Below are 25706 nucleotides of genomic sequence, written 5' to 3' on the forward strand. Positions count from 1 at the left end.
TTCGGCTACAGCTCAGATCCACTTTACGTTATCTCTCCGTCGCCCGCCGACGGCGGGCCGCGAGTCATTTAACACCGGGGCGAGCGAGGGATGAGACATGCGCGATGAGTCAGGAACTGCGGTGATCCTCGCCGCGGGCGAGGGACGCCGGTTGGAGCCGCTGACGAACCGACGCCCGAAGCCCATGGTCCCCGTGGCGAACCGCCCGCTGCTCGAACACGTCGTCGAGGCCGTGGCCGCGGCGGGGATCGATCGGGTCGTCCTCGTCGTCGGGTACAGACAGGAGCGGCTCCGGAACCACTTCGGCGACGGCGACGACTGGGACGTGACGATAGAGTACGTCGAGCAATCGACGCAGCTGGGGACGGGACACGCGGTGTTACAGGCCGAACCGGTCGTCGACGGGCCCTTCGTGGTGCTCAACGGCGACCGGATCGTCGACGCCGACGCGGTGTCGGCCGTTCGCGACCGCCTCCGCGACGGCGACGCGCCGCTTGTGACCGTCACCGCCGTCGAGCGGCCTCGCGACTACGGCGTCGTCCACCTCGACGGCGACCGCGTCACCGAGATCGACGAGAAGCCCGAGGGGCCGGTGGACACCAACCGCATCAACGCCGGCGTCTACGGCTTCACGCCCGCGATCTTCGACGCGATCCGAGCGACGAACACGGCCGGGGAGCTGGCGATCACGGCGACCCTGAACGACCTGGCCGGGAGCGGCGAGGTGACCGCCCTCGGCTACGACGGCCGGTGGCTCGACGTGTCGAACCTCTGGGACGTGCTCTCGGTCAACGCGGCGCTGATCCACGACAGCGACCACGCCAGCGACGCGCCCGCGGCGGGACAGCGCGTCGGCGACACCGTCACCGTCGCCGACGACGTGGTCCTGGCCGGGAACGTGCGCGTCGGGCCGAACGCGACGCTGAGCGGGGCGACGGCGATCGGCAGCAACGTCTCGATCGCGGCCAACGCGGTCGTGGAGAACAGCGTGGTTCTCCCCGACGCCGTCATCGGTCCGGGGGCGGTCGTCCGCGACGCCGTCGTCGGGGGGAACGCGCGGATCGGGCCGAACGCGACGGTCGTCGGCGGGAACGCGACGGTCGTCGTCGGCGACGCCGTCCACCGCGACGTGACGCTCGGCGGCGTGGTCGGCGACAACGCGTCGATCGGCGGCGGCGCGACGCTCACCGACGGCGCCGTGGTCGGCGACGACGTGCGGGCCGACGCGGGGGTCGTGATCGACGGGCGCGTCGAATCAGGTGCGGTCGTCAGGAGGGGATAATCATGTGTGGGATCATCGGCTACGTCGGCGAGCTGCACAGCGGCGGGCAGACTGACGGCGGAGACGGGAACGAGGCGACGGACGGCGGCACGCCCGGAAGCGTGGGCGCGATCGTCCACGAGGGGCTCCGCAACCTGGAGTACCGCGGGTACGACTCCGCGGGCGTCGCACTCGTGGGCCCGTCGAGCGGGCTCACCGTCGCGAAGCGGTCGGGCGAGGTCGACGGGCTTACCGTCCCGGACGTGCCGGACGCGACCCACGGGGTCGGACACACCCGCTGGTCGACGCACGGCCCGCCGACGGACGCGAACGCGCACCCACACACCGACTGCGTCGGCGACGTGGCGGTCGTCCACAACGGGATCGTCGAGAACTACGAGGCGCTTAAAACGGAACTGGCGGACCACGAGTTCACCAGCGACACGGACACGGAGGTCATCCCGCACCTGATCGAAGAGGAGCTGGCCGCCGGCGGCGAGGAGGACGGTGAGGACGCCGACCTCCTGGCCGCGGTCCGGCGCGTCGAGGACCGGCTGGAGGGGAGCTACGCGATCTGTGCGGTCCGCGAGGGCGACGACCGGATCGTCGTCGCGCGCCGCGGGAGTCCCCTCGTGTTGGGCCGCGGCGAGGACGCGGCGTTCGTCGCCAGCGACGTGACGGCCTTCTTAGAGCACACTCGCGACGTGACCTACCTCGAAGACGGCGACGTGGCGGCGCTGTCGCCCGACGGCGTCGAGATCTTCGCCGGCGGAGAGCCGGTCGAGCGCGAGGTCGAGCGGGTGACGTGGGAGGCCGACGCCGCCGAGAAGGGCGGCTACGAGCATTACATGCGCAAGGAGATCCACGAGCAGCCCGAGTCGCTCCGGCAGACGCTCGCGGGGCGGCTGGACGTCTCTGCGGGAGACGTGGATCTGGACGTGTCGTTCCCGCCGGGCTTCCTCGCCGATCTGGAGGAGATCCGGATCGTCGCCTGCGGCACCTCCTACTACGCGGGTCGATACGCCGCACAGCTGTTCGAGGAGCTCGCCGGCGTGCGCGCCACCGTCGAGATCGCCAGCGAGTACGAGTTCGGCGCAGGTCGCACGCCCGACCGGACGCTGGTGGTTGCGGTCACACAGAGCGGGGAGACCGCCGACACCCTTGGGGCAGTGCGACGCGCGAACGCCGCGGGCGCGCGGACGTTCGCCGTGACGAACACCTTGGGGAGTACGGTGACCCGAGAAGTGGACGGGACGGCGTTCATCCGCGCTGGCCCGGAGATCGGCGTGGCGGCGACGAAGACGTTCGCCTCGCAGGTGGCGACGCTCGCGATGCTCGCGGTGGCCGTGGGCCGCGATCGCGGGGCGTTGGCGGCCGCCGACGCGCGCTCCGTGCTGAAGGATCTGCAGGGGCTCCCGGGCGCGGTCCAGCAGGTGCTCGACGAGGAGGCGCAGGTGCGCGAGGCGGCCCGCGAGTACGGCGACGGCGAGGCGTTCTTCTTCGTCGGGCGCGCGCTGGGAGTCCCCGTGGCGCTCGAGGGCGCGTTGAAGCTCAAGGAGATCTCCTACGACCACGCCGAGGGGTTCGCGGCGGGCGAGTTGAAACACGGCCCGCTGGCGCTGGTGACGCCCGACACGCCCGTGCTGGCCGTGTTGACCGACGGCGCGCGAGCCGACGAGACGATGAACAACGTCACCGAGGCGCAGACGCGCGGCGCGCCGGCGTTGGGGTGCGTGTCCGCGGGCGATACGTACGACACGCTGGACGTGTCGTTCGAGGTCCCCAACGTGGGCGTCGCCGAGCCGCTGGTGGCGAACGTGTACCTGCAGCTGTTCGCCTACCACGTCGCGAACGACAAGGGACGGGCGATCGACAAGCCGCGGAACCTGGCGAAGAGCGTTACCGTGGAGTAACGCGGTTTGTCGGGGGGTCGGTCAGGGTCGAACGTGCGATAGCTCGACAGCGTTTGACGGTCGGCTCGTGGAGTGTTTGAGATCGGCTCGTGGGGTTTTGACGGTTGTTTCGTTGAGTCCGGACACCCCTCGTTTCGTCTGTTCTCGTCGCTTCAGTCTGTGGTGGATCCTTCTCGCTTGACTCACACCCCTCATTTCGTCTGTTCTTGTTCAGCCAGAGGGTCCTCTCTCTCAGTCATCGACACCCCTCGTTTCGTCTGTTCTTCCGTTTGAAAACTGACTACGGCTGATTCTCGATCGACTCGCGCGTCTCCAAGATGATTTCGGGGTCCAACGCGAGCTCGTATCGGTAGTGGACGCCGCCCGCACGCCCTTCGTTCTGTTCGGTCCGTTCGAGAAACCCGAGCATCGTGAGATCCGCGAGGTGGTTTTGGATGCTCTTTAGCGTGGTCAGTGGATCGTGACCCCACTCTCGTGCGATCCGTTCGTACACCGCCTGAATCTCTTTAGAGCGTGCGGGAACGTCTCCGTTCACTTCGATCTGTGCGAGCGATTCTAAGATGAGCTGCCCGTGCATGGTCTGGTCGCGCAACTTGTCTTGCACGCGACCTCGCTGAACGCGCGCCGCAGCCACTTCGATGTGCGCGTCGGTGATCGCCGCCGCTCCCTGTTCTTCAGCGACATCGCCTCCCTCGCGGAGGAGATCGATCGCCTGTCGTGCGCTCCCGGTGTCTTTCGCGGCCTTCGCCGCTGCGAGCCGAATCGCAGACTCTTCACACGCACCGTCAACGAGCGCCTTCTCGGCTCTGGCAGTGAGGATCGACTGGAGTTCGTCTGCGTCGTACGGCGAGAAGGCCAGTTCTTTTTCCATCAGCGTGTCCTTGACTTTCGGGCTCAACGACGAGCGAAACGTGTAGTTGTTACTGATCCCGATCACGCCGACACGTGCTGCATCGAGGTGGCCGTTGGCGCGTGCGCGAGGGAGTTCGTACAGGAGTGAATCCGGGTCAGAAAGGTGATCAATCTCGTCGAGAATGAACAGAAATGTGCCGCCGCGCGCTTCCATCTCATCGTACAACGTTTCGAGGGCGTGTGACGTCGAGAGACCGGTTTCCGGAAACGTCTCTCCCTCGTCTCCGCGGATGCTATTGATAAGCGATCGAACCGTTCTATACACGCTGTCGTCGTTGCAGTTCCGGAAGTGAACGTGGAGTTCCTCGGCGGCGTCGCGCCGTTTTACTTCCGTCTGGAGGGCACTCATCATGTACTCCGTGACGGCCGTCTTTCCGACCCCCGTTTTTCCATAAATGAACACGTTTGCCGGGTTTCGTCCGAAGAGCACGTCTTTGAGTGCGGATCGGTACGCATCGATCTCGTCGTCCCGCTCGACAATAACGTCTGGACGATACTCCTCCGAGAGAATAGATTTGTCCTCAAAGAGCGTCTCAGTCATCTCCGTGAAGAGATCGTCAGACATTGTTGATATTCCGTGGAACGCGGCTCAGTTATTTAAAAGTATGGTTCGTTTGTTTCTTTTGTTTCGTTTGCTTTGTCGTTCTGACTGAGTGGGAAGTCAGTACCCGAACTGTGCAGCCCACAACAGACGAAACGAGGGGTGTGACCGATGGCTCAGCGTGGTACCCCACCGGCCTGCTGAGAGAACAGACGAAATGAGGGGTGTGAGCTCAACGTGTTCAGAGTCTCGGTCCCAACCCAGATAACAGACGAAATAAGGGGTGCGTCTCCGTTCAGCGGGTGGCAAATCCATCGTCGAGTCGCTACTCCAGCGAGACTCATCCAGCCACACCCAACACACCAGCTAGAAACCCTTCTCGAAGGTCTCAAAGATCTGCTCTGCCCTCCGGGCGTCTGCGGGCTCGAAGCCGGCTTGGGCGACGGCATCCTGCCACGGGTCGAACCGGCGTGTGATCGTTGTCGCGGCGTATTCGCCGTGGTCGCGATACTCTTGCAGAGAAGGCGCCCGCTCGGCGACTGTCGCCGACAGCATGAGTGGTTCGGATACGCCAGGCGAGTGCGTCCCCTCTCGCTGTTTCGGGACTCTCAAACCGGACCTTGGTGACCGTGTCTCTCAGATCATCACGCTGCTGTCACCGACATCGCAGTCCATTTATATAGACTCGTCCTAACATACGGCTAATGCTTTCCGGGTGGCAGTACCGACTGCGCAGCGTTGGTGGCGTCGCAGTCATTACTGCCCTTGCGGTTGCAGTCGCGAACAGCACCGTTGTCCACACCCTGCTCACTCGGTTGCCGGTGGTCGGTCGGCTGGCCGCGGACGCGCCGATGGGCGCCGAGCTCGTGTTCGAGATGGCGACGACGGTCGTCATCGTCACGGCGGCGTTTCTGCCGTTGTACAAGCCGCGGCCGCGGCGCATCCTCGATACGGTTGCGCTCACCCAAAAGCGGGTGATGGTCGCCGTGCTGACGCTCGCCGCGATCGGCTACTTCGACTACACGTATCGACTCCCGCGGACGACGCTCATCGCGATCACGCCGCTGTTGCTCGTCATACTGCCCGCGTGGTTCGTCTGGATCCGGCGCCGACCGAGTGGTGACGCAGAGCGCGCGGTCATCGTGGGTGACGACCCGGCCGAGATCGAGCGCCTGGCGAACGACATCGAGATGCCGCTGCTCGGATACCTGTGCCCCACGAGCGTGTTTCTGACTGAGCCGAAGTCGACGCCGGTGACGGCCGTCGCGGACGGTGGGTTCACGCTCGGAGGCCTGGATCGGCTGGGTGGGCTCTCTCGGATCGAGGACGTGCTGGTCGAGTGTGATATTGACACGGTCGTGTTGGCGTTCGAGCACACAGACCGGGCCGAGTTCTTCGGCGCGCTCGATGCCTGTTACGAGCACGGTGTTGACGCGCTTGTCCACCGCGACCACGCCGACCGGGTGTTGACTGCTGACGACGACGTCGGGACGCTGACCAACGTCGACGTCGAGCCGTGGGACATCCAAGACCACATGCTCAAGCGCGGCTTCGACCTCGTGTTTGCGGCGGTTGGGTTGGTGATGTTGAGCCCCGTCATCGGTGCGATCGCGGTCGCGATCAAGCTGGATGACGGTGGGTCGATCTTGTACAGTCAAGAGCGCACGGCGGTGTTCGGCGAGACGTTCGAGGTGTTCAAGTTCCGGTCGATGGTCCCCGAGGGGGAGTCTGTCGAGCCGGTCGATGACGAGTCGAACGATCGGATTACGCGCGTTGGGGGACTGTTACGGCAGACGCATCTCGACGAGATCCCGCAGCTGTGGTCGATCCTCGTCGGCAACATGAGCGTCGTCGGGCCACGGGCCGTGTGGACTGAAGAAGAATCGTTGTTAGAGGCTCAAGAGCGGTCCTGGCGCAAGCGGTGGTTCGTCAAGCCAGGACTGACGGGGCTCGCGCAGGTGAACGGCGCAAAGAGCACGGATCCGGAAGAGAAGTTGCGCTACGATCTGCAGTACGTCAAACAGCAGTCGTTCACCTACGATCTGAAACTCGTCGTTCGCCAGATTTGGAAGGTCGGACTGGACGTGGTGGCGACGATCCGCGGGACGCCTACGGAATGAGACGTTTTGTTTCTGTGCACCCACCCCACCGTGTCGAGTGTTCTGTGAACGACACGGTGGGCCGTGGACTTGAGACCGAACGAATGAGTGGAACTGCGTAGTCACCGAGAGTGGCCGGAGCTCAGTCGTCAGATTCGGCCGTACTGTCTGTTCCCTGTTCTCCGTCGCTCTGTGTGCCTCCAGTGAGACGCTGTTCGGCCTCGTCACGGTCTTCGGGGTAGCCGACGTCGATGCGCCAGCCGTCGAGGCCGATGGCGTCGATGGTCCGACCCGACTGGATGAGGAGATCGATCGCGTCGGAGATCTCGTACTCGTCGCGGTTCGACGGCTGGACGAGGTGACGTGAATCGACATACAACAAGAATAATTCGAATCACCTCAAATTATTTCTACATAGGGGGTGTAGCGGGAGTCATGAGCGACGAACCGTCCCGAAGCTGGACTGACGGTCTGTCAGCGGCCGAGCGCGTCGAAGCGGTCGCACTCACTGTCGGCGAACCTCGAACGGCCAATTGGATCGCCGCAGAAGCCGAGGTCGCCCATGAGACGGCGACGAAGTACCTCAACCGTCTCGTAGACGGCGGTACACTACGCTCGGATACACGCGGTCAGCAGACGACGTACGAGCCAGACCCGGTCGGTCAGTACCTCGTCGAGATGCGTGAACTCTACGACGACCACTCACCTGACGAGCTCGCTGCGAGCCTCGAAGAAATAACTGAGCAAATCCGAACGTGGAAGACGAAATACGACGTCGAGACGGCCAACCAACTCCGCGCGAGCCTCAGCCAGACAGACGACGCCACAGACGAACACGACCGTCGACAAGTGGCCCGTGAGTGGGACCACCTCAAGACGCGCCGGCGTCTCGTCGAAGACGCACTCCGCCTTTACGATCGCTTCCCCGGTGAACGGCGCTCCGCGTCCGCATGAACCTCGGAGCGGAAAATCCGGCCCTCTACCGGACGCTCAAGGATGTGCTAGAACGACAAGCGGAGGTCACCTCCGTTCGATTCGAACCGGACGCGATCCAGAAGCGGTACCTCGCCGCTGCGATCGACCCACAGCGGGTCGTCCCGCCGACCGGACCAAAGTCACCGCATCTCGAGGTCCACTGGAAGCTCACGCCGCCCCACGACGAGTTCAGGATCGACTACGCCGATCCAAATTCGGGGTTCCATTGCGGTTGGCATCAAGACGACGACCACGACGACCTCGGCGCAGCGCATTTCCAGTACCAGACGGCTTCGATGGAAACCCCAGCGTACGAAGCGGTCGCGTTCGAAGCGGCGTCTCCCCCGAAACTCCTCTGGGAGTGCTGTGACGACCTCTTCAATAATGTGATTCCCAGCTACGCGGCAGAATTGTAGTGCGGGAGCCGTCCCGGCTCTACGACTCTATGGCGTGAGACTCCCCCGCGGACTGCAGCAAAGATCGCTCAAACACCGCCGTGGTCCCGTTCTCGTCGTCCTACGCGTCGGACTCGACGACCGCGTCGGCGTCTGAGTCGTCACCGTCCGCGTCGGCGTCATCGTCCCCGGTGAGGCGTCGTTCGGCCTCATCACGGTCCTCGGGGTAGCCGACGTCGATGCGCCAGCCGTCGAGGCCGATAGCATCGATGGTCCGACCAGACTGAATGAGGAGATCGATCGCGTCGGAGATCTCGTACTCGTCGCGGTTCGACGGCTGGACGAGATGGCACGCGTGGAAGATGGCGGGTGAGAAGGTGTAGAAGCCGGTCATCACCAGATTGCTCGGCGGGTCCTCCGGCTTCTCGACGACGTCCGTGATCTCGCCGTACTGGTTGGTGTCACAGACACCGTAGCGAGAGGCGTCTTCCCAGGGGACCTCCTCGACGAGGAAGGCGGCGTCCGCGCGGTCTTCACGCTGGCGACGGACCACGTCCTGGAGGTTCGCCTGAAAGATGTTGTCGCCGAGGATGAGCATGAAGTCGTCGTCGATGTGCTCCTCGACGGTGAGCAGCGCGTGGGCGAGCCCCTTCTGTTCGCGCTGGTGGGTGTAGGTAATCGGGACGCCCTCGTACTCGTCGCCGTAGTGATCGATGATCACCTCCTTCATGTAGCCGACGACGACGATGAGCTCGTCGGCGCCGAGGTCGATCAGCTGATCGAAGCAGTGGGTGATGAGCGGTTTGTCGGCGACCTCCACCATCCCCTTGGGCTTGTCGTCCGTGAGCGGGCGGAGGCGCGTGCCCTTGCCGGCCGCGAGTACGACTGCTTTCATGATCCGACAGTTCAGTTCAGCCAATCATAAGGATTCTGCCTTCGCAATTCGGGACGATGTCCACACAATTTGACGTGCACAGCTGGAGCCGGTGGGCTGTACGCTGTACTGGGACCTGTGTACTCCACAGAAAGTATTTATCGTGGCTCTTGGCACAAGCTACCATGAACTACCGAGCGTTAGTCGGAAAGCCACACACTCGGTGAGACGGTCCGTGCGACCGCCCTTTCGGGGCCGTAGCGGGCTGTACTCCGGTGTGTGCCCATCTATGAACGACGACGAACTCCTCCGCCGAGAACTGCGCGGCGCTCGTGAAGAACTCGTCCGCAAACACGCACGACAGTCGGACGACCTGCCAGCATCGACGAGTCAGCTTCCGTTGATGCCGGAGCGGGACGACGCGTTCCTTCGTCTCGCTCTGATGAGCGTCGAGGACCTCGAAACGCATATCGCTCGACTCGAACGCGATCTCACCGACCTCGAAGACGGTATCGACCGGCCGGACGTAGAGCTCGAATGAGCACGTCGAACACACATGAACCTCACTGAAAGCTTCTACCGATTAGCTTCATACAGTGATGTAAACGATAGGGTTCCGATAATTACGTCAGCTACTGACGGTAGTACGGGATTGTCTGCTCTAAGCCAGTCTCGAAGTCGACGTTTGGGTCGTAGCCAAGAAGATCTTCAGCTTTCGAAATGTCTGCGTGAGAGTGTCGGATATCGCCAGGTCGCGGATCGTCATAGATGGGATCGATATTCATATCCAGGAGGTCGTTGAGGGTATCGACAAGTTGGTTGACGGTAACGCGACCGCCACAGCCGACGTTGAACGCTTCGCCGGAAACGTCACTTTCGGCAGCGAGGATATTCGCTTGGACCGCGTTGTCGATGAACGTAAAGTCCCGAGATTGCTCACCGTCTCCGTAGATGACTGGTCGATCGCCGTCCAGCATCAGCGAAATAAACTTGGGGATCACGGCTGCGTAGTCGCCGTTGGGATCTTGGCGCGGCCCGAAGATGTTGAAGTACCGGAGCGCAGCAGTATCGATATCGTAGAGCTCGCTAGCTTGAAGTGCGAGCTTCTCCGTGTAGTGCTTCGAGAGCGCGTACGGCGACTCCGGCTGCTCGGTCATCGACTCAACTTTCGGAAGCTGCTCGGTGGTCCCGTAAACGGACGACGAAGACGCGACGACGACGGTGTCGACATCCGCGTTCCGCGCGGCATCGATAACGGTGGCAGTGCCGGTACAGTTTGCATCAGTTGTCGTGACCGGATCGTCGACACTCCTGGGTACGGAGGGGACAGCGGCTTGGTGGAAGACGTAGTCGGCATCCTCGGTAGCGTCGGCCATTGCTTCGGCGTCCCGGATATCTTCCTCTTTGAACGAGAACTGGGCGGCGTCCCGTAGCGCTTCGAGGTTCTGTTCACGGCCCGTCACGAAGTTGTCGATGCCACGAACGTCGTATCCACGACTGAGTAGCGCCTCTGCGAGATTCGATCCAATGAACCCGGCGACACCGGTAACGAGTGCGGTGGGCATACGTCAGGATACCTACGACTCGACATGGGTCTGTCGACTTCGAATGACTGATACCAGAGACAGACAGTTGGGCGGCTTCACAATGGTACCCAGTTGAGCGAATCGATGTTCTTGTTGAGTTTGTGTAGAAACATGTCACAGTAGGTGGTAATTCTACTGTGCCGGAAGCAAGACTTGGCCTCTGCAATCACACCTGAGACATTTCAGAGACTACAGCCGGACGACGTGATCGTCGTCACGATGACCAGTGACGTTTCGCGTATCAAACACCATCGATGTCTCGTCAACGATACGATCAATATCTAATGTCGAGTGGTCAGTGACCACAATAACACAGTCAGTGGCGTTGAGTCGCCCATCAGTGAGGGAGACGGACTCATAAGTCGCGTCGCCAACCTCGAGTTCCGGAACGTACGGATCGTGGTACTCTACGCCCGCACCCCAGCCGTCGAGTTCTGTGATAATATCTATGGCCGGAGACTCGCGCGTGTCGGAGACGTTCGGTTTGTAGGCAGCGCCGACGACGAGGATATCTGCGTTCGAGAGTGCGGTGCCGCGATCGTTGAGTTGTCGGACGACGCGTTGAACGACGTGTCGGGGCATTTCGCGGTTGACGGTGTCCGCGAGGTCGATGAAACGCGTATCAACGTCGTGTTCATTGGCCTTCCAAGAAAGGTAAAACGGGTCGATGGGGATACAGTGGCCGCCCAGTCCCGGTCCGGGGTAGAACGGCATGAAGCCGAACGGCTTCGTCTCGGCGGCGTCGATGGCGTCCCAGATATCGACGTCGAGTTCGTGAGCAATTTGTGCGAGTTCGTTGATCAGGCCAATGTTGACTGCGCGGAACGTGTTCTCAAGGAGTTTGACAAGCTCGGCCTCAGTCGCGGAGTCGACGCGCACGACCTCATCGAACACGGGATCGTACAGTGCTTGCGCGCGGTCGCCGCACTCGTCGGTGACGCCGCCGAGGACTTTCGGAATGTCTGTCGGGCCGTACTCCTCGTTTCCGGGATCGATGCGCTCGGGAGAAAACGCGAGATAGATATCTTCACCGACGACTGCGCCATTTTCCGCGAACACGTCCGTGAGAGCATCCTCTGTGGCGCCGGGGTAAACGGTACTCTCGAGAACGACCGTACAGCCGTCCGCAATGACGGGCGCGAGACGCTCGGCGGCATCGAGAACGAAGGACAGGTCGGGCGTGTCGGTCTTGCGGAGGGGCGTCGGCACACAGATGGAGACTCCCTCAGCGTCGCTCAGGAGGTCGTAGTCGGTCGTAAATGTGAGTCCCTCGTTCGTCGCCGCTTGGACTGTCTCGTCGGTAACGTCGTTGACGGTCGATTGGCCACTACGGAGGCGGTCAATCTTGTCACCGTCGATGTCGACGCCGACGACGTCGTAGCCGGCGTCGTGCATCGCCAGCGCCAGCGGTAGCCCCACGTAGCCGAGGCCGACGACGCCAACGCGCGTCTGCTCGTCTTCCATGTACGTCGCCAAACACGACACAGTGGTTTCAGCATGTCGTTACTCGAACAGCCAGCAGTCGGGCGAATGATAAACGGGGCTTAAGTCCCCGAGGGGTGTCGTCGGAGGTGTGAACGTCGATGACCGGTAGCGAGCGACCGCGGGTCTTCCACCTGATCACCCGACTGTTGAAGGGGGGTGCGGAGGCGAAAACAATCGCGACCGTGTGCGGCCTTGACGACTACGCGTTCACCGTCGGGTACGGGTCGGAGTACGACTCTGACCAGGTTGATCGGTTAGAACGGGAGGGAATCGCAACGAAACAGTTCCCACTGATCCGGCACTACAATCCCGTGACGACGGTGCCGGCGGTCCTGTCGCTGGCGCGATACCTCCGGCGGGAGGAGTTCGATATCGTCCACACACACAGCACGGAAGCCGGAATTATCGGACGGTTCGCTGCGGCACTCGCGGGCGTCCCGACCATCGTACACACGGTACACGGCGTCCCGTTTGCCGACGATCGGAGCGCCTTCCTAAATCGATTCGTGCTCGCGTGCGAGCGGCAGGCGGCGAGCTATACGGACCGCATCGTCACGAACGCGGACGTCATCGCCGACGACTACTTAGAGCGCGGGATTGGGCGGCGAGACCAATACACGACCGTCTACAGCGGCGTAGATCTGGATGCGTTCGCAGACGCCGAGCCCGCGGACGATCTCCCCGGGGAGCGGCCGCGCATTGTTATGGTTGGGCGGCTCGCGGACGGCAAAGGCTACGAGGTGCTGCTCGATGCCGTCGAATCACTGGATAGCTTCGAAGGGTCGGTGTGTATCGTCGGGGACGGCCCGTTGTACGAATCGCTCACGACGGAGATCGAGGACCGCGAGCTGGCCGACCAAGTGTGTCTCACAGGCTTTCGAGACGATATCCCGTGCGTACTCGCAGCGAGCGACGTACTCGTACTACCGTCGTTCCGGGAAGGGACACCTCGGGTCATCACAGAGGCGATGGCGAGTGGGCTGCCAGTCGTCGCTACCGACATTGCGGGAATCCCGGAGCAGATCGAGGACAGTGAAAACGGGTACCTGATTCAGACGGGGGATTCCGAAGCGTTAGCTAACCGGTTGGAAACGTTGCTAGCTGACGCGGAGCTACGTGAGCAGATGGGTCGTCATGGACTGGAGCGTGCTAATCGATTTTCCGTTCCGACGATGGTTGAAGAGTTGGACAGAGTGTATCGGGAATTGGTTGGCGAGCAAGTCGGCAGCACGGGCTCAAACGTCTAGTCTGGTGCTTCAGTCAGTCCCAGAGTTCAACGCTTGCGTACTGGTTGCAGAGTCGTCACTCCACCACTGAAACGGCCACGCGAATCGCACGTGTTCGCTAACACCAATGCCTCCGAACAAGAAAATCACCCAGATGAACATCTGTCGGTGGCGCATTCCTGTCCCGTAATTCACAGTACCAACACCGTACAGAACGACGGCGACGCAGAGTCCGACGAGGAGCCCGACCGTTGCGGGTGAGTTCTTCTGACCAAGCGATCGAACGCCCCACACCGCTGCAACGGTGAAGGCGATGTTGATCAAGCCCTCGATACCGACGAGCAGGTCTGGAATCGTCTCGATCATCCACGGGAACGGGGCGTACAGGAAATACACGGCACCGACCCAACTGAAGGCGGTCAGCTCGACCACCGTCTGTGGGATAACATCCGGTAGATAGACGGTTCGACCGCTAGCTCTCACTTCACGGGTGTACGCCAAGAACTCGATCCCGTCTCGAATGACGGGAAGTGAGAGTACGAACGCGACGGGAGATAGCGAGGCAGCGAGCGCGACCGAACGGCGCGATAGATACCCCGAATTCACAGCGTGGACCGCTAGCGCCGCCGCGATCGCCGCGACAATGATGATAACGTTGTCATCGCGCTGTAACAGCGAGACGTGTAACACGACGGCGGCGAGAGCGTAGGACAGTAGTCTCGAACGCCGATGGGAGGGTAGCAGTAGGAGTCGTGCCGCAGTGGTGATTCCAAACAGGACGATGGCTTCTCGGAGTAGCGTGCTCTGAACTGCGACGATGCTGGGGTAGAACGTCATCGGAAGAGCGGCGACGACGCCGGCTTGGTGAGAGTGATAGTACCGGGCGATAAGATAGACGTTGTAGACGGCGAACGCCCCGAGAAGCGCATTTCCGAGGCGGGCATAGAAGCCACTCGGGCCGGGAAGCATCCAGAACGGTGCCAAGAAGGATCCCCAGAGAGCGTAGGTATCCGAAGATGCGAGGGGAACGAGTAGTTGAGACAGATCTATCGAGCTTGATGTGTACTGGTACGGAGTGCCCTCTCTGAGGCCGCGAGCAATCGTCTCTGCGGTGTTGCCAAAGCCAACTGCGTCTCCTGTCGAATCTGGGTTGAGTGTGGTGAGCGTCGTCACGACAGATGCGATACCACGAACTACGAACGCGACAATGAAGATTGTAACTGCCTGTAATGTATTTGTTCTCATTTTCCAAAATGTCTCTTGGCTGAATTCGTATGTATAGACCACACGAACCATTCATCGTAGATAATAGATGTGGAATTCCAAAACATGATGTGGATAACTAGATCTAGACCGGTTTCTGTCTAGACATGGATGGCGGATTTTGTGAACTTAGCTATATCATAACCTAATCCGAAAACCTGTCTAAAGTTGGCTGGTTTAGATTGTCTCAAGTATTTAAATCCAGATTCAAAATCTCCCTCGGAAATGTAATACCTCGCTAAGATAAAATTATGATATTTTCGGACATCGTATCCTTCAGTTTCTAGATACTGAATTTCATCTTGAAAAGATTCAAACAACTTCTTCTTAGCCTCAGCAGTAGTATCCGCTGATGGGCGAGACGATTCATGTAACCTGACCAAGGTTTGGTCTACATAGCCGATCTTTCCTTCGCTTGCCAACCGAATAGTAAATTCAATATCCTGATTTCTTTCAAAACTCTCATCGAATCCATTAATCGATTCAACAACATCTCTCTTTGCTACAATTGTTGATCCACCATGAATAAATCCCGATAGGGTTAGTAACCCTTTGATAATTTCTTTTTGACCCTCGTGCTTTGCATCGTGACTCAGTATCTCTGAAATAAATTTTATTATCTTAGAATCTCGCTCAGTGGTCGTACGACAGTAATTTGCGACCCAGTCATCTGAACGGGACTGAAGTTGAGAAATTTGTTTCTCGAGTTTTTCCGGATACCATTCATCATCTGAATCGAGAAGTGCGATATAAGTGCCCTGAGCGGACCTGATCCCCGTATTTCTAGCTGCACTTCCATTACGATTCTCACTATGTCTTATATACTCAATTCTGTCATCGTCGTACGAATTGACCACTTCTTGAGTCGAATCAGTCGACGCATCATCCACAATAATCAGTTCAAAATTTCTGAATGTCTGATTCAGAACACTCTCTATCGAGCGCGGGAGTACTTCAGACCGATTGTAGGTGGGAATAATAACGCTAACTGCTACCATATGTTCCCATACTACGTGGAGTGATATTAAGTGCTTTCAAGTAAAGTAGTCTTAATGACTCATTACGTCCGACACGGAAATTTGAAATGCCGTCGAACGTGTCTTTTGGGAGATAAAACGGTCAACACCATCGTTCGCAAATAGTTTTAGCAATGTCGCGCTCAAGACACCTCAAAACAGGCTTGAAGCCGTCGCCGCCTACCACAATATACACAAATTTAAATCGAGCCCTGCAAGCAGACGTATGTGAGTTCGATATTTGCCCGATACGTACCTGCCTTCGTGAACTGATGGTGGTGCCACCGGTGTGTTCCGAGGATCACGACATTTACCACTTCACTTGCGGTGTTCGTCATGGATCCGCTCCAACTCTTCTAGAATATTTGCCACCGAATCTGACTTGAAGAACCTCTCGCGGTCGAACTGACTCGTGTCGACCGAGCCCATCTGTCCGGCAAGGTCGTCCACGTCTTCGATCATCGACGCTGCTCCGTCTTCTACGAGCGGCTGGAGCACGTCCGCGCCGTCCGCCTCGAACACGAACGTCTCTAGATCGAAGCAGAGCCCCTCGTAGACGGCGGTCGATCCGACCCCGACCTGCGCGCTCGACTCCGCGAAGAGCCGATAGAGCGGTGGTTCGGACTCGTCGATCACCCGCATGTCCGATTCCGCGAGCCAAGGGTATTCGTCTTCCCATCGATCGTACTCCCCAGGGTGAAGCTTGTAGACGACTTCGTGCTCGATCCGGTCGTCCTCGTGTACCTTGAGAGCGAACTGTGAGAGCTCGCGTCCGATCGTCCCCTGGGAGATGAAGAGGAGCTGTTTGGCGGGTTCGACGTCGTCGTACTGGTTGAGTCGGTCTTCCAGGTACGGATAGCCGACGGAGATAACGCGTTCGTCTGGGATCGGAAATCTGAGGTTCTCATTCCAGAACTCACCCCAAGTCAGTACGTAGTCCGGAAACATGACTTTGGTCTCGTCTTCGGGATACGCGTAACCGAAGTGAGTATCGTAGATCACGCCGTGTTGCAGCTCAACGACCGGGATCTCCTTCCGCTTACACGCCTCGATAAACGTCTCTCTTCCGTAGGAGACGACGACGATCGCGACTTCCGGATCTACTCTATCCAGCAGTCGCTCGTACAGCGGGAGGTTCGTGTTGCGGACGTGAAGATTATGCCTCACTTTGGAAACGAGATCGATGTCAGCGTCAAACCGCCGTTCGATCTCCGCTTCGGCTTCCCGGAGCCGAGAAATCACCTCGTCGGGGATCGAAGGCTGGCGCAGGCCGATCTGCCGTTGGATGGTTCCCCCGTACTCTACGAGCTCGAGATACCGGAGGTTGTTGGTCTTTGCAGGGCTCCGATGCGATAGGAGATGCGGCATCTCCATGTGGACGTAATCGAGTTCCTCCTTCTCGTGGATCGGGTCGCAGTAGATGTCCCACCAATAGCCGTCTTCTTCGAGCTTTCGTCGTGGATGGCCGGCAAAGAGATAGTCGTGTTCGCCGGCGAGATACGGGTTTCTGTGGACAGCGTTCTTCAGCCACAGTGAGAAGCCGCGGAGGTAGTCCTTCAGTCCGTCTTCGCGCTGCGTGTGAGGTTGTCCTTGTCCCTGCTGACTAGCAATCTCTCGGGCGACTTTGAAGCGTATTCGTTCCCAGATGGGTAGATGATCGACGTGAATTGAAAACAGATCTAGCTCACTTTCGAATGATTTGTATTCCTCTGGGTCTGTCAACATTGCTGGTTTGGGTTCAATCTGAACCAGATATGTATATGTATTTTGAAAATACGATCAATATAGGTATTAGATTCACGTGTGGGAGTTGTCTGCTGTTCGGGTAATCTTCTCTTGACTGAGTAGCTTGTGAATCAGATCTAGTTGATTCTTCGAAATTCCTTTGTAGAGTCCTCACACATGGGGTCATAGATGAAGTATACCTTGTTTCACGGGGCAAAAAAGAACGCCGGCGATTACCTGATTCGTAATCGAGCCAAACAGCTGCTATTCGAGTATACTGATATCGACGAAAATGAGTTACTCGAACTGGATATGGTTCGAAAGAATATTTCCGAAGAACAACTCTCTCAGGTTCGAGAAACAGATGCCGTCATAATCGCTGGAGGGCCAGCGTATGGGTCAGGGGACTTTGCGGATATTTACCCTTCACTACCAGACGTATTGGACGCGGGGATTCCCGTCTTCCCTCTTGGTCCGGGATGGAAGGGGACAGACGAAGACGAATTCCGATTCACAGATGAGTCACTCTCTCTCATAGAACGTATTCACGAACGGATCGAGTTTTCTGGAGTTCGAGATCTCCCAACGAAACGTGTACTGCAGAAACACGGGATATCGAACGTCGAATTAGTTGGGTGTCCCGCATGGTATGACCTTGGTTCGCTTGGAAAGTCGTTTGAGAAACCGTCCACAGTCGGGAGTATTGCGATCTCTACTGCAGTTCCGCGTTCACGGTACTACCGCAAGCAATTCCGCCATCTCCTTCGACGGGTGAGTGAAGAGTACCCAGATGCTGATCTGTACTGCTCGTTCCATCGAGGAATAACCTACGACGATCATACGCCCTTTATACGCTCTCTTCATCTCAAACGGTTCAAGCGAGTTGCCAGCAAACATGGGTATACAATACTCAATCCGGCATACGAACCTGAAAAATTAGAGCTGTACAGAGATGTTGATATTCACATTGGATATCGGGTTCACGGCCATATTTATTTCCTTGCGATGCGCCATCCAAGTTATCTGTTCCAAGTAGATGGTCGCGGTACCGGTGTATCTGAATCGCTTTCAGCTCCAAGCGATGTAGTTGCGTTTGGACGTGACAATTATAAAGAGCCTATTGAGGAGCTACTCAATAATGTCCAGCAGGACGTTACAGATGGATTTACTAGATTCGATAGTGTTTCTGAAGCTATTGATAATACACATGAAAATATGATGAGACTGATCGATACTCTTCCGTGATTTTTTTGCTGTACCACATATCTGTACAATTCAAATAGCGGTCATAAAAATATAAATAGAGGTACTCTATTCCACAAACCTCTACTGTATGAGGCCTTAATATAGAATTGACACATGGCAAAACGCACTATGGTTACAGGATGCGGTGGGTTTCTTGGTAGTCATCTTGTCGATGAACTTTTGCAGAGTGGAAGAGAGGTAATCGGAATTGATAATTTTAGTAGTGGACAAAAAGAGAACATCAGTGAATATACTGATCATAATAATTTCAAATTGTTAAATAGAAATGTTCGTCTACCAGATTCATTACCTACTGTGGATGAAATATATCACCTAGCTTCACAAGCTTCACCAGCTGACTTTACAGAATATCCCGTTGAGATTGCACTTGTAAACACACAAGGCACACGAAATATGCTGGACCACGCTCTAGCCTGTGATGCAAAGATGGTTTTTGCCAGCACAAGTGAAGTATACGGAGATCCTGAAGTGCACCCACAAACAGAATCATATAATGGGAATGTGAATATTCGTGGAGTTAGAGGTTGTTACGACGAATCTAAACGGTTTGGAGAAACTCTAACGGAGGCATATTACCGAAAGCATAATGTTGATGTCCGAACAGTTAGGATATTTAATACATACGGTCCTAAAATGCGCCCGGATGATGGACGTGTTGTCCCAACATTTATTGATCAGGCATTATCTGGTAATGACTTGACTGTTTATGGGGATGGTTCACAAACTCGAAGTTTTTGTTATGTTGATGATTTAATACATGGTTTGACACAAGTAATGGAGCAGTCTGAATTAGATCATCGAGTGTACAACCTTGGTAATGAGAATGAGATAACAATAAAGACATTGGCGAAAAAAATATTAGACATTGTCAATACCAATAGTAGTATTGTATATAAACCTCTGCCTGAAGACGACCCAGAGAGACGAAAGCCAAATATTACACGAATTCAAAAAGAATTGGGGTGGGAACCAAACATCTCACTTGAAAATGGTCTCAAGACTACAATCGACTCATATAAATAAATAATTGCTGACATATTATAATGTATGATATAATTAAGAGGATCTTGAAAGAGTATCAATTGAACGGGCTACGGTCATTAGTCGATAGTGGGGTTAGTGAAGTTTCAATCTTTTTTAAAAATAAAAAACACGAGATATTTTCCCGATTTTTAGTTTTCATATTGAAAGCTAGCGGTAAGACAACAACCGCAGATGAAAAATGTGAAAATAAGTATTTGTATGCGACTAGTGAGAAAATTAATGTAACAACAAATGGACAGAGTTCTCACCCTGACATTCAATCAGCGATAGGTGATTGGAGATCTGATCCGCGACACTTGTATTTCTTGAATCAAGTCCGACTTGTCGGAAGATATGGTCTCGGTTTCTCCTCAGAAGGTGAATTAATCTGGGACACTGTTGCAAACAGCCAATATATGCTCAATTCAATTTTACAACGAATGATAAGTGATATGGGTGTTATTAGAACCTACAACATTATTTATAATGCAATAGTTAGCAAACACATTGACATTCGAAATTCAGAATATGATTATTCACTTTCTATGATGAATACTAATTCAAATAATTATTATCACTGGACAGTGGAGTATTTAGCACGTCTTCGCGGCGTAGATTCGTGTCCCGAAGTCTCCAATGATGAGGTTGAATTATTACTCCTTTCATCAGCTCCACAATATGTCAAAGAGTCGCTTAGCATTCTCGGATTCAAATCTTATCAAACATGGAACGAAGATATTGAGCAAATTGACCGACTCATAGTACCAGATCATACATTTCGTTCACGGCATCATGAGTTTGGAATAGCACCATCAGATTTAGAATGGGTGAGAAAAAAGATGTTAAACAATTTGTCAACAAAGTCTAATATCAAAAATAAAAGAATATATATCTCTCGAGAAGATTCTAAAAATGGTAGGGAGGTAATAAATGATCAAGAATTAAACGCTATTTTGAACAACTTCGGGTTTCAAAAATACAGATTATCTGAATTGTCTGTTAGAGATCAAATCGAACTATTTTCCAATGCAGAAATTGTTATAGGTCCTCATGGGGCTGGATTTGGAAATCTAATATATTCAACATCATCAACAACAGTTGTTGAACTGTATGGAGAAGAGCTACCACAAGGGAAATTCTTTGTAATGCTAGCGAACGAGATCGGGTCTGATTATTATAACATACGCTGTCAAGTCGATGATAATAATATATATGTTCCAACTAATAGGGTTGAAAAGTTATTAGACAATATTCTAACAAAACAGATACGGTAGTCTTGGTTAGTCTCTAAGAGCTGTTGTTGCCATTTCTGGTAAACAGATCCTCCACCTGAGAGTGTTTATAATCCAACCACCTTATTTGGTTAAACTACTCAGTACAACCCTAATTGTGTAATCAGTCTTATAATATTGTCTTGGCATTATTATTATTATAATACTTTGTCCCAAGTTATTATTTCGTCTTTCCTAACCTTCGATTGTGTAGAGCGTCCAATAAGGATCTCAATCATTTCTGGAGAGATACCTGTTCCAGGCCGCTTAATGGAGATGTCCTCACGAGTGATTTTTTCACCCTCATCAAGTTTCTTAGCTGCCACAAGACTTCTACGGGCATGTTTGCGACTGTCATGTTCTACATTGATTGGTTTTTTTCTAAAAATACCTGTAGTTGTGTTTAAAATGCGCAAGTTTTCACAAAATATTTGTGTATCTCTCTCGTCCATCGCGTGGTAGTGATCATTTCCTTTCAATGATTTATCAAGTGTGAAGTGCTTTTCAATAACTTGTGCACCATGAAATATTGAATTTAGAAGGGTATTCATATTCTCGTCCGGTGGCACATGATCTGAATATCCGGCTGTATACTCTGGATACACCTGATCGAGATGGTGGATCATTCCCAGATTTGCGTTCTCAGGGTCTGTTGGATATTGGAGAATACAATGAAGCAAAGCTAGCTCTGGGTCAGGGGTTTCCTCTTCGATCACCTGCACCGCATCATCAATTTCACCGATCGTGCTCGCGCCTGTTGATAACAGGATGGGCTTCTCTTTTTGAGCGATATGACGAATAAGTGGATGATTCGTGATGTCTGCACTGGCAATCTTGTACGCAGGCACGAGATCCTCAAGATAATCTACGGCCTCGAAATCAAATGGTGTCGAAAGGAAATCGATATCGTGATTCTCATGTGTCCATCTAGCGATCTCCTCGAATTCGTCTCTCCCGAAGTCATCATACTGCTCAAACAGTTCGTACTGTGTCTCGGTACTCTCCTCTTCAGTGTCCCAGTATGCGGGTGACTGTTTTGATGCGAGGCGATCCGCAGAGTACGATTGGAACTTCACGGCGTCCACACCCGCCTCCGCAGCTTCTGTAACCATCTTTTTTGCGGCGTCAAGCGGAGGTATCTCGTGCTTCTCTGCGATATCAAAATGATTGACCCCGATTTCTGCGATCAGATAGGGGTCTTTCGGGTCATCAATAGTTGTACCGTTAATTTTCATTGGCTTCCTCGAACATGATTTTTTTGATGCGTTCGATACCATTTGCAATGTCGTGTGTGGAGAGTTCGTTTCTCATCATCTCTCGTTGTTCTCGATTAGAACAGTAGTCTTCTACCGCTGCCTGTAGGTTCTCTTCGGATACGTAGTTTGCGTGGCCGAGCGAAAGGACACCCCGCGAGATGTGGGCGAATGGGTGTTTTTGCTCTCGAGCATTTTGTGCGATTGATATCATCGGCAGATTCAGCGAAGCGGCCTCATAGAGCGTCCTCCCATTAGATGTGATGAGAAGGTCCGCCTGTTCCATGTGTTTCGCCATGGAGTTAATATTCTGACTAACCGAGATGCGGCCAGGTGATGAGAACTTTTCGATTATCGTATCGAGATGATCCCTTTCGGTATATCCTAACCCGAGCACCACATCAATTTCGTATTCTTCGTTAAGAGCAGAAAGTGCACGAAGAGCTTTCGCGGTCAGGTCATTTTCGTCGGTTCCACCGAAAGAGATCATGATTCTTTCGACGGACGGGATCTCTTCCAACGGGGTAGCGTACCGGAACTCGCTTCTGAGACAAAAGTACTCAGATCCGAAATAGTGGTTTTCCGGTGGTGTTGAATGTTCGTATAGAGCGTTAATGATCGCATCTGCGTACTTGGAACCGACACCGAGGTCCTCGAAGTTCACGATCCGAGAGTCCAATTCTGCGAGCGATTGCATATACTCTACGCTTGTGTCCAGAACGTCATTGACAACGACGTCTGGAACATCTGTTCTGATATATTCCAGTATGGCCTGTTCGCCCTCGAACACGCGATATGCATAATTGCTTTCTGCGAGTTTATCAATGGCAAGCTCGTCTTTTTTTTCAACGGCGAAGAGAACATCATGCTCAAAGATGTGATCTGCGAGTGTGATTCCTCGGTATACGTGACCAGTACCTGTATTACCGTTCCCAATTAATCGGTATACGAGCTGCTTCCGTTGCAGAACACTCTCTGCAATTTTCCAATCCTCGTACGTGTCAATGTCGATTCCCTCTCTCCGATCCACTTCGTAGAAAGACGGAGAATCACAGATTCGTCGGCCGTCTTCTACGATCGATCTGTGTGAGAGAAACACGCCGATCTCTTCGTAGATCGGTTCCATCATCTGACGGTTCTTCCTATCCGCAGAAACTGAATTATACTCGCCGTTTGTTTTTTTCCAATACTGATGAGTGCTGTCTCGAATGTAAATTACGCTATCTGAATCAGTTTGTAATCCTTGCTGGATCCCTTCTTCCACTGATGTATGTGTAATTAGTGGAACCGTCGGTTGGAAACAGAGTACATATTCGAAGTTCCCCTCAGATTCGGCATACGCATGCTGGATTACAGGAGCAAGAGGAACCTCATCTGTGGCGAGTTCTTTGGGTCGGTGAATAATTTCATCAGCACCGTACTCTCGTCCGATCTGGGCGATTTCGTCGCTATCCGTCGTAAGAACGGTGTGATCTATTTCAGAGGTGTTTTTGCTGGCCTCTATCGCGTGTGCAATCAGAGGTTTACCATTGAGTTCTCTGATATTTTTCCGTGGGATCCCCTTGGATCCCTTCCTCGCGGGGATAACGGATACCACGTTCTCTGCCATCACTGTCGGTCTCTCCTTACCCGGCGAGTAAAACAGTTCTTGTTTGAATATCAGTTGGAATCGATGTCGAATTAACGAACACAGAGTTGCTACCCTGCAAACCTATTGGCTCGCCTGAATTCCGTACAGCTCCGCGTACTTCCCGCCTTCCGCCACGAGTTCGTCGTGTCGTCCCGTCTCCGTGACTCGACCCTCCTCGATCGTGTAAATCCGGTCCGCATTCTTCACCGTCGACAGACGATGTGCGATGGTAACGATCGCGTAGTCTCGGTCCATTTCCTCGATCGATCGCTGGACCTGCTTTTCCAGATTGGAGTCGAGGTCGCTCGTTGCCTCGTCGAGGATCAACACGTCAGCGTCCTCGAGCAGTGCCCGCGCGAGCGCAACGCGCTGTTGTTGCCCACCGGACAATCGAACTCCATCATCACCCAACAACGAGTCGTACCCGTTCGGAAGCTCGTCGATGAACTCGTCGACCTTCGCGATCGAACACACACGATCGAGTTCTCCCCCCGAGACTTCTCGATTCCCGAGCGTCAAATTATACCGCAGCGTATCGTTGAAGATGAACGGGTCCTGTCTGACCATCGAGAGACGGTCGCGCCACTCCGCGATGTCCATCTCGTCGATCGGGATCCCGTTCGCTCTGATCTCGCCGGAATCGACAGGATACAGTCGAGCGAGGAGCGAGACGATCGTCGATTTCCCCGCCCCCGACTGTCCGACGAAGCCGACGAACTCGCCCTTCTCGACGGTAAAGTCGATCCCGCGAAGCACCTCTTCCTCGTCGTCGTACGAGAAGTGAACGTCGTCGAACTCGACCTCTCGGATTTCTTCAGGGGCTTCCCGACTCGAGCCGGTCGGTTCGTTGTACGTCGCCAGATCGTCTGTGAACTGGATAGTTCGGACGAGGTGCGGGAGGTTGTTCTCGACTTTGTAGTACAGCGTGTTCACTCTGCTCGCCTTCGGTCCGAGTCGGAACATCGCGAAGAGGAAAACCCCGAGTTCACCGACCGAGAGGTTCGCAAACGTTAGTGCAAGGTAGATGAGAACGAACACCGACACCGCGACGACGAGGTTATAGAAGTTGTCGATCGCAGCCTCGTTACGCCGAAGAACGATACGCGAACGAGTGAACTGTTCGATCGCCTCAGTAAAGTCCTCGAATAGCTCGTCAGCGAGTCCGAAGATCCGGACGTCGCGAATTCCCTGTGTTCCGGCTTGCGCGGCTTCTTGTCTCATCTCGTTCGCCTCGGCCACCTTCTCGCCGACATCGTACCCAGAATCGATAACCCGGCGGAAGAAGACCGAGAAGCCTCCGAGGACGATGCCCGTGATGATCGTCAGGAATGGCGCGATCACCAGCGCGACGGCGAAGTACACGCCGGCAAGGAATGCTTCTTGGGTAAACTGGATTGAGTATTGAATTACCCGGCTGGCGTAGTTCGTCTGCGTGACGATCGCGTTCAAAATGTCGTCGGAACCCTCTCTATCGAAATACTCCACGCGGGCGTTCAACGCGTTTCGAAACGCCCGGGTCTGGAGATCTCTAATGTAGTAGGTCCGGAGTGCCTCGCGGAACCACGCAACAGCGAAAGTGGTTGTATACCGTGCGACCATTACGCCAGATACACCGATCACGACGTATCCCAGTGTGAATGGGATCCCGATCGCTTGGTAGGCCGTAACGAACACCGCCAACAGCCCTTCGGCCTCTGCAGCGGGGTCCTGGAGCTGGACGAGTTCAACGATTGGCAGAATGAAACTCAGACCGACACCCTCGAGCACCGCTGCGACGATTCCAAGCACGACGACGGCTGCAGTGTACGTCGGATTATACTTCGCAACGTCACGGAGGGCATCAAGTTTCGCCCGTCTGGAAACCGGTTCTGAATCTGGCGATGACATTGAGTTGCGTTACTCGTATTCCAGCAGCGATCCGAATAATGCCGTCGGTCTGAATCGGATGTGCTGTGCTGGCTCGTGAACACAGACGGCGGGGGTTTATCACCC

General features: G+C 55.3%; 21 protein-coding genes and 2 pseudogenes. 11 read left to right on the forward strand and 12 right to left on the reverse strand.

Annotated elements, in window-relative coordinates; genetic code table 11:
• The first annotated feature begins 97 nt into the window (after positions 1 to 97).
• Both C469_RS03430 and glmS read left to right on the forward strand, forming a co-directional pair.
• Positions 98 to 1282, forward strand: coding sequence for a sugar phosphate nucleotidyltransferase (locus tag C469_RS03430; RefSeq protein ID WP_082230102.1), 1185 nt, complete (start codon positions 98 to 100; stop codon positions 1280 to 1282).
• 2 nt (positions 1283 to 1284) lie between these two features.
• Entirely contained in the window at positions 1285 to 3174 is a 1890-nt protein-coding gene (gene glmS, locus C469_RS03435; RefSeq protein ID WP_008003890.1) for a glutamine--fructose-6-phosphate transaminase (isomerizing), read from the forward strand.
• A 280-nt stretch (positions 3175 to 3454) separates the two neighbouring features.
• Here the strand turns inward: glmS and C469_RS03440 are convergent, their stop codons facing one another.
• Both C469_RS03440 and C469_RS03445 read right to left on the reverse strand, forming a co-directional pair.
• Positions 3455 to 4651 carry an orc1/cdc6 family replication initiation protein gene (locus C469_RS03440; RefSeq protein ID WP_008003892.1) on the reverse strand — a complete coding sequence of 399 codons (1197 nt, stop codon included), beginning with the start codon at positions 4649 to 4651 and terminating at the stop codon, positions 3455 to 3457.
• A gap of 342 nt (positions 4652 to 4993) precedes the next feature.
• Positions 4994 to 5182 carry a homing endonuclease associated repeat-containing protein gene (locus tag C469_RS03445; protein WP_008003895.1) on the reverse strand — a complete coding sequence of 63 codons (189 nt, stop codon included), beginning with the start codon at positions 5180 to 5182 and terminating at the stop codon, positions 4994 to 4996.
• 149 nt (positions 5183 to 5331) lie between these two features.
• Between C469_RS03445 and C469_RS03450 the strand changes: the two genes are divergently transcribed.
• Positions 5332 to 6747 (forward strand): sugar transferase, encoded by a 1416-nt coding sequence (locus C469_RS03450; RefSeq protein ID WP_049910984.1) that lies wholly within the window; start codon positions 5332 to 5334, stop codon positions 6745 to 6747.
• Positions 6748 to 6868: 121 nt separating this feature from the next.
• Here the strand turns inward: C469_RS03450 and C469_RS03455 are convergent.
• A pseudogene (locus tag C469_RS03455) lies at positions 6869 to 7087 on the reverse strand (UTP--glucose-1-phosphate uridylyltransferase); the annotation flags it as partial.
• Between the two features lie 74 nt (positions 7088 to 7161).
• On the opposite strand from C469_RS03455, the gene C469_RS03460 reads away from it, so the two are divergent.
• Complete coding sequence (locus C469_RS03460; protein ID WP_008003900.1) at positions 7162 to 7680, forward strand: DUF7342 family protein; 519 nt, start codon at positions 7162 to 7164, stop codon at positions 7678 to 7680.
• Positions 7677 to 8117 carry a hypothetical protein gene (locus tag C469_RS03465; RefSeq protein ID WP_008003901.1) on the forward strand — a complete coding sequence of 147 codons (441 nt, stop codon included), beginning with the start codon at positions 7677 to 7679 and terminating at the stop codon, positions 8115 to 8117. Before C469_RS03460 ends, C469_RS03465 begins: the two co-directional genes overlap by 4 nt.
• A 100-nt stretch (positions 8118 to 8217) precedes the next feature.
• Here the strand turns inward: C469_RS03465 and aglF are convergent, their stop codons facing one another.
• Positions 8218 to 8991: a UTP--glucose-1-phosphate uridylyltransferase AglF gene (aglF, locus tag C469_RS03470; protein ID WP_008003903.1), complete on the reverse strand. Its 774-nt coding sequence runs from the start codon at positions 8989 to 8991 to the stop codon at positions 8218 to 8220.
• A 268-nt stretch (positions 8992 to 9259) separates the two neighbouring features.
• On the opposite strand from aglF, the gene C469_RS03475 reads away from it, so the two are divergent.
• Positions 9260 to 9511: a hypothetical protein gene (locus C469_RS03475; RefSeq protein WP_008003904.1), complete on the forward strand. Its 252-nt coding sequence runs from the start codon at positions 9260 to 9262 to the stop codon at positions 9509 to 9511.
• Between the two features lie 91 nt (positions 9512 to 9602).
• Here the strand turns inward: C469_RS03475 and C469_RS03480 are convergent, their stop codons facing one another.
• Both C469_RS03480 and C469_RS03485 read right to left on the reverse strand, forming a co-directional pair.
• Entirely contained in the window at positions 9603 to 10535 is a 933-nt protein-coding gene (locus C469_RS03480) for an SDR family oxidoreductase (protein WP_008003905.1), read from the reverse strand.
• A gap of 210 nt (positions 10536 to 10745) precedes the next feature.
• Positions 10746 to 12020: a nucleotide sugar dehydrogenase gene (locus tag C469_RS03485; protein ID WP_049911014.1), complete on the reverse strand. Its 1275-nt coding sequence runs from the start codon at positions 12018 to 12020 to the stop codon at positions 10746 to 10748.
• 119 nt (positions 12021 to 12139) lie between these two features.
• Here C469_RS03485 and C469_RS03490 point away from each other — a divergent pair, with 119 nt between their 5' ends.
• Positions 12140 to 13288: a glycosyltransferase family 4 protein gene (locus tag C469_RS03490; protein ID WP_008003907.1), complete on the forward strand. Its 1149-nt coding sequence runs from the start codon at positions 12140 to 12142 to the stop codon at positions 13286 to 13288.
• 9 nt (positions 13289 to 13297) lie between these two features.
• Here C469_RS03490 and C469_RS03495 read toward each other — a convergent pair whose 3' ends face one another.
• Together C469_RS03495 and C469_RS16225 are read right to left on the reverse strand one after the other, a co-directional pair.
• Positions 13298 to 14440, reverse strand: coding sequence for a glycosyltransferase family 39 protein (locus C469_RS03495; protein WP_160163056.1), 1143 nt, complete (start codon positions 14438 to 14440; stop codon positions 13298 to 13300).
• Positions 14441 to 14631: 191 nt separating this feature from the next.
• Positions 14632 to 15528: a glycosyltransferase family 2 protein gene (locus C469_RS16225; RefSeq protein WP_008003909.1), complete on the reverse strand. Its 897-nt coding sequence runs from the start codon at positions 15526 to 15528 to the stop codon at positions 14632 to 14634.
• A 66-nt stretch (positions 15529 to 15594) separates the two neighbouring features.
• Between C469_RS16225 and C469_RS17820 the strand changes: the two are divergent.
• Positions 15595 to 15778: pseudogene (locus C469_RS17820) on the forward strand (hypothetical protein); the annotation flags it as partial.
• A gap of 86 nt (positions 15779 to 15864) precedes the next feature.
• Here C469_RS17820 and C469_RS17450 read toward each other — a convergent pair.
• Positions 15865 to 17271, reverse strand: a complete 1407-nt coding sequence (locus C469_RS17450; RefSeq protein WP_082230104.1) for a hypothetical protein — start codon at positions 17269 to 17271, stop codon at positions 15865 to 15867.
• A 189-nt stretch (positions 17272 to 17460) separates the two neighbouring features.
• On the opposite strand from C469_RS17450, the gene C469_RS16235 reads away from it, so the two are divergent.
• From C469_RS16235 to C469_RS16245, 3 genes are all read left to right on the forward strand, one after another.
• Complete coding sequence (locus C469_RS16235; RefSeq protein ID WP_008003911.1) at positions 17461 to 18516, forward strand: polysaccharide pyruvyl transferase family protein; 1056 nt, start codon at positions 17461 to 17463, stop codon at positions 18514 to 18516.
• A 114-nt stretch (positions 18517 to 18630) separates the two neighbouring features.
• Complete coding sequence (locus C469_RS16240; RefSeq protein ID WP_008003913.1) at positions 18631 to 19560, forward strand: UDP-glucuronic acid decarboxylase family protein; 930 nt, start codon at positions 18631 to 18633, stop codon at positions 19558 to 19560.
• A gap of 20 nt (positions 19561 to 19580) precedes the next feature.
• Positions 19581 to 20834 carry a glycosyltransferase family 61 protein gene (locus tag C469_RS16245; protein ID WP_082230109.1) on the forward strand — a complete coding sequence of 418 codons (1254 nt, stop codon included), beginning with the start codon at positions 19581 to 19583 and terminating at the stop codon, positions 20832 to 20834.
• 155 nt (positions 20835 to 20989) lie between these two features.
• Here C469_RS16245 and C469_RS16250 read toward each other — a convergent pair whose 3' ends face one another.
• The 3 genes from C469_RS16250 to C469_RS03515 all read right to left on the reverse strand — a co-directional run bounded on the left by C469_RS16250 (position 20990) and on the right by C469_RS03515 (position 25601).
• Entirely contained in the window at positions 20990 to 22066 is a 1077-nt protein-coding gene (locus C469_RS16250) for an N-acetylneuraminate synthase family protein (protein ID WP_008003914.1), read from the reverse strand.
• Positions 22056 to 23693 carry a cytidylyltransferase domain-containing protein gene (locus C469_RS16255; RefSeq protein ID WP_008003915.1) on the reverse strand — a complete coding sequence of 546 codons (1638 nt, stop codon included), beginning with the start codon at positions 23691 to 23693 and terminating at the stop codon, positions 22056 to 22058. The genes C469_RS16250 and C469_RS16255 overlap by 11 nt, the downstream gene beginning before the upstream one ends.
• A gap of 102 nt (positions 23694 to 23795) precedes the next feature.
• The gene (locus tag C469_RS03515; RefSeq protein ID WP_049910989.1) at positions 23796 to 25601 is read right to left on the reverse strand and encodes an ABC transporter ATP-binding protein; all 1806 of its coding nucleotides are present in this window, start codon (positions 25599 to 25601) and stop codon (positions 23796 to 23798) included.
• Between the last annotated feature and the right edge of the window lie 105 nt (positions 25602 to 25706).

The sequence above is a fragment of the Halorubrum lipolyticum DSM 21995 genome (genome assembly GCF_000337375.1).
In the GTDB taxonomy this organism is placed as follows: Archaea; Halobacteriota; Halobacteria; order Halobacteriales; family Haloferacaceae; genus Halorubrum; species Halorubrum lipolyticum.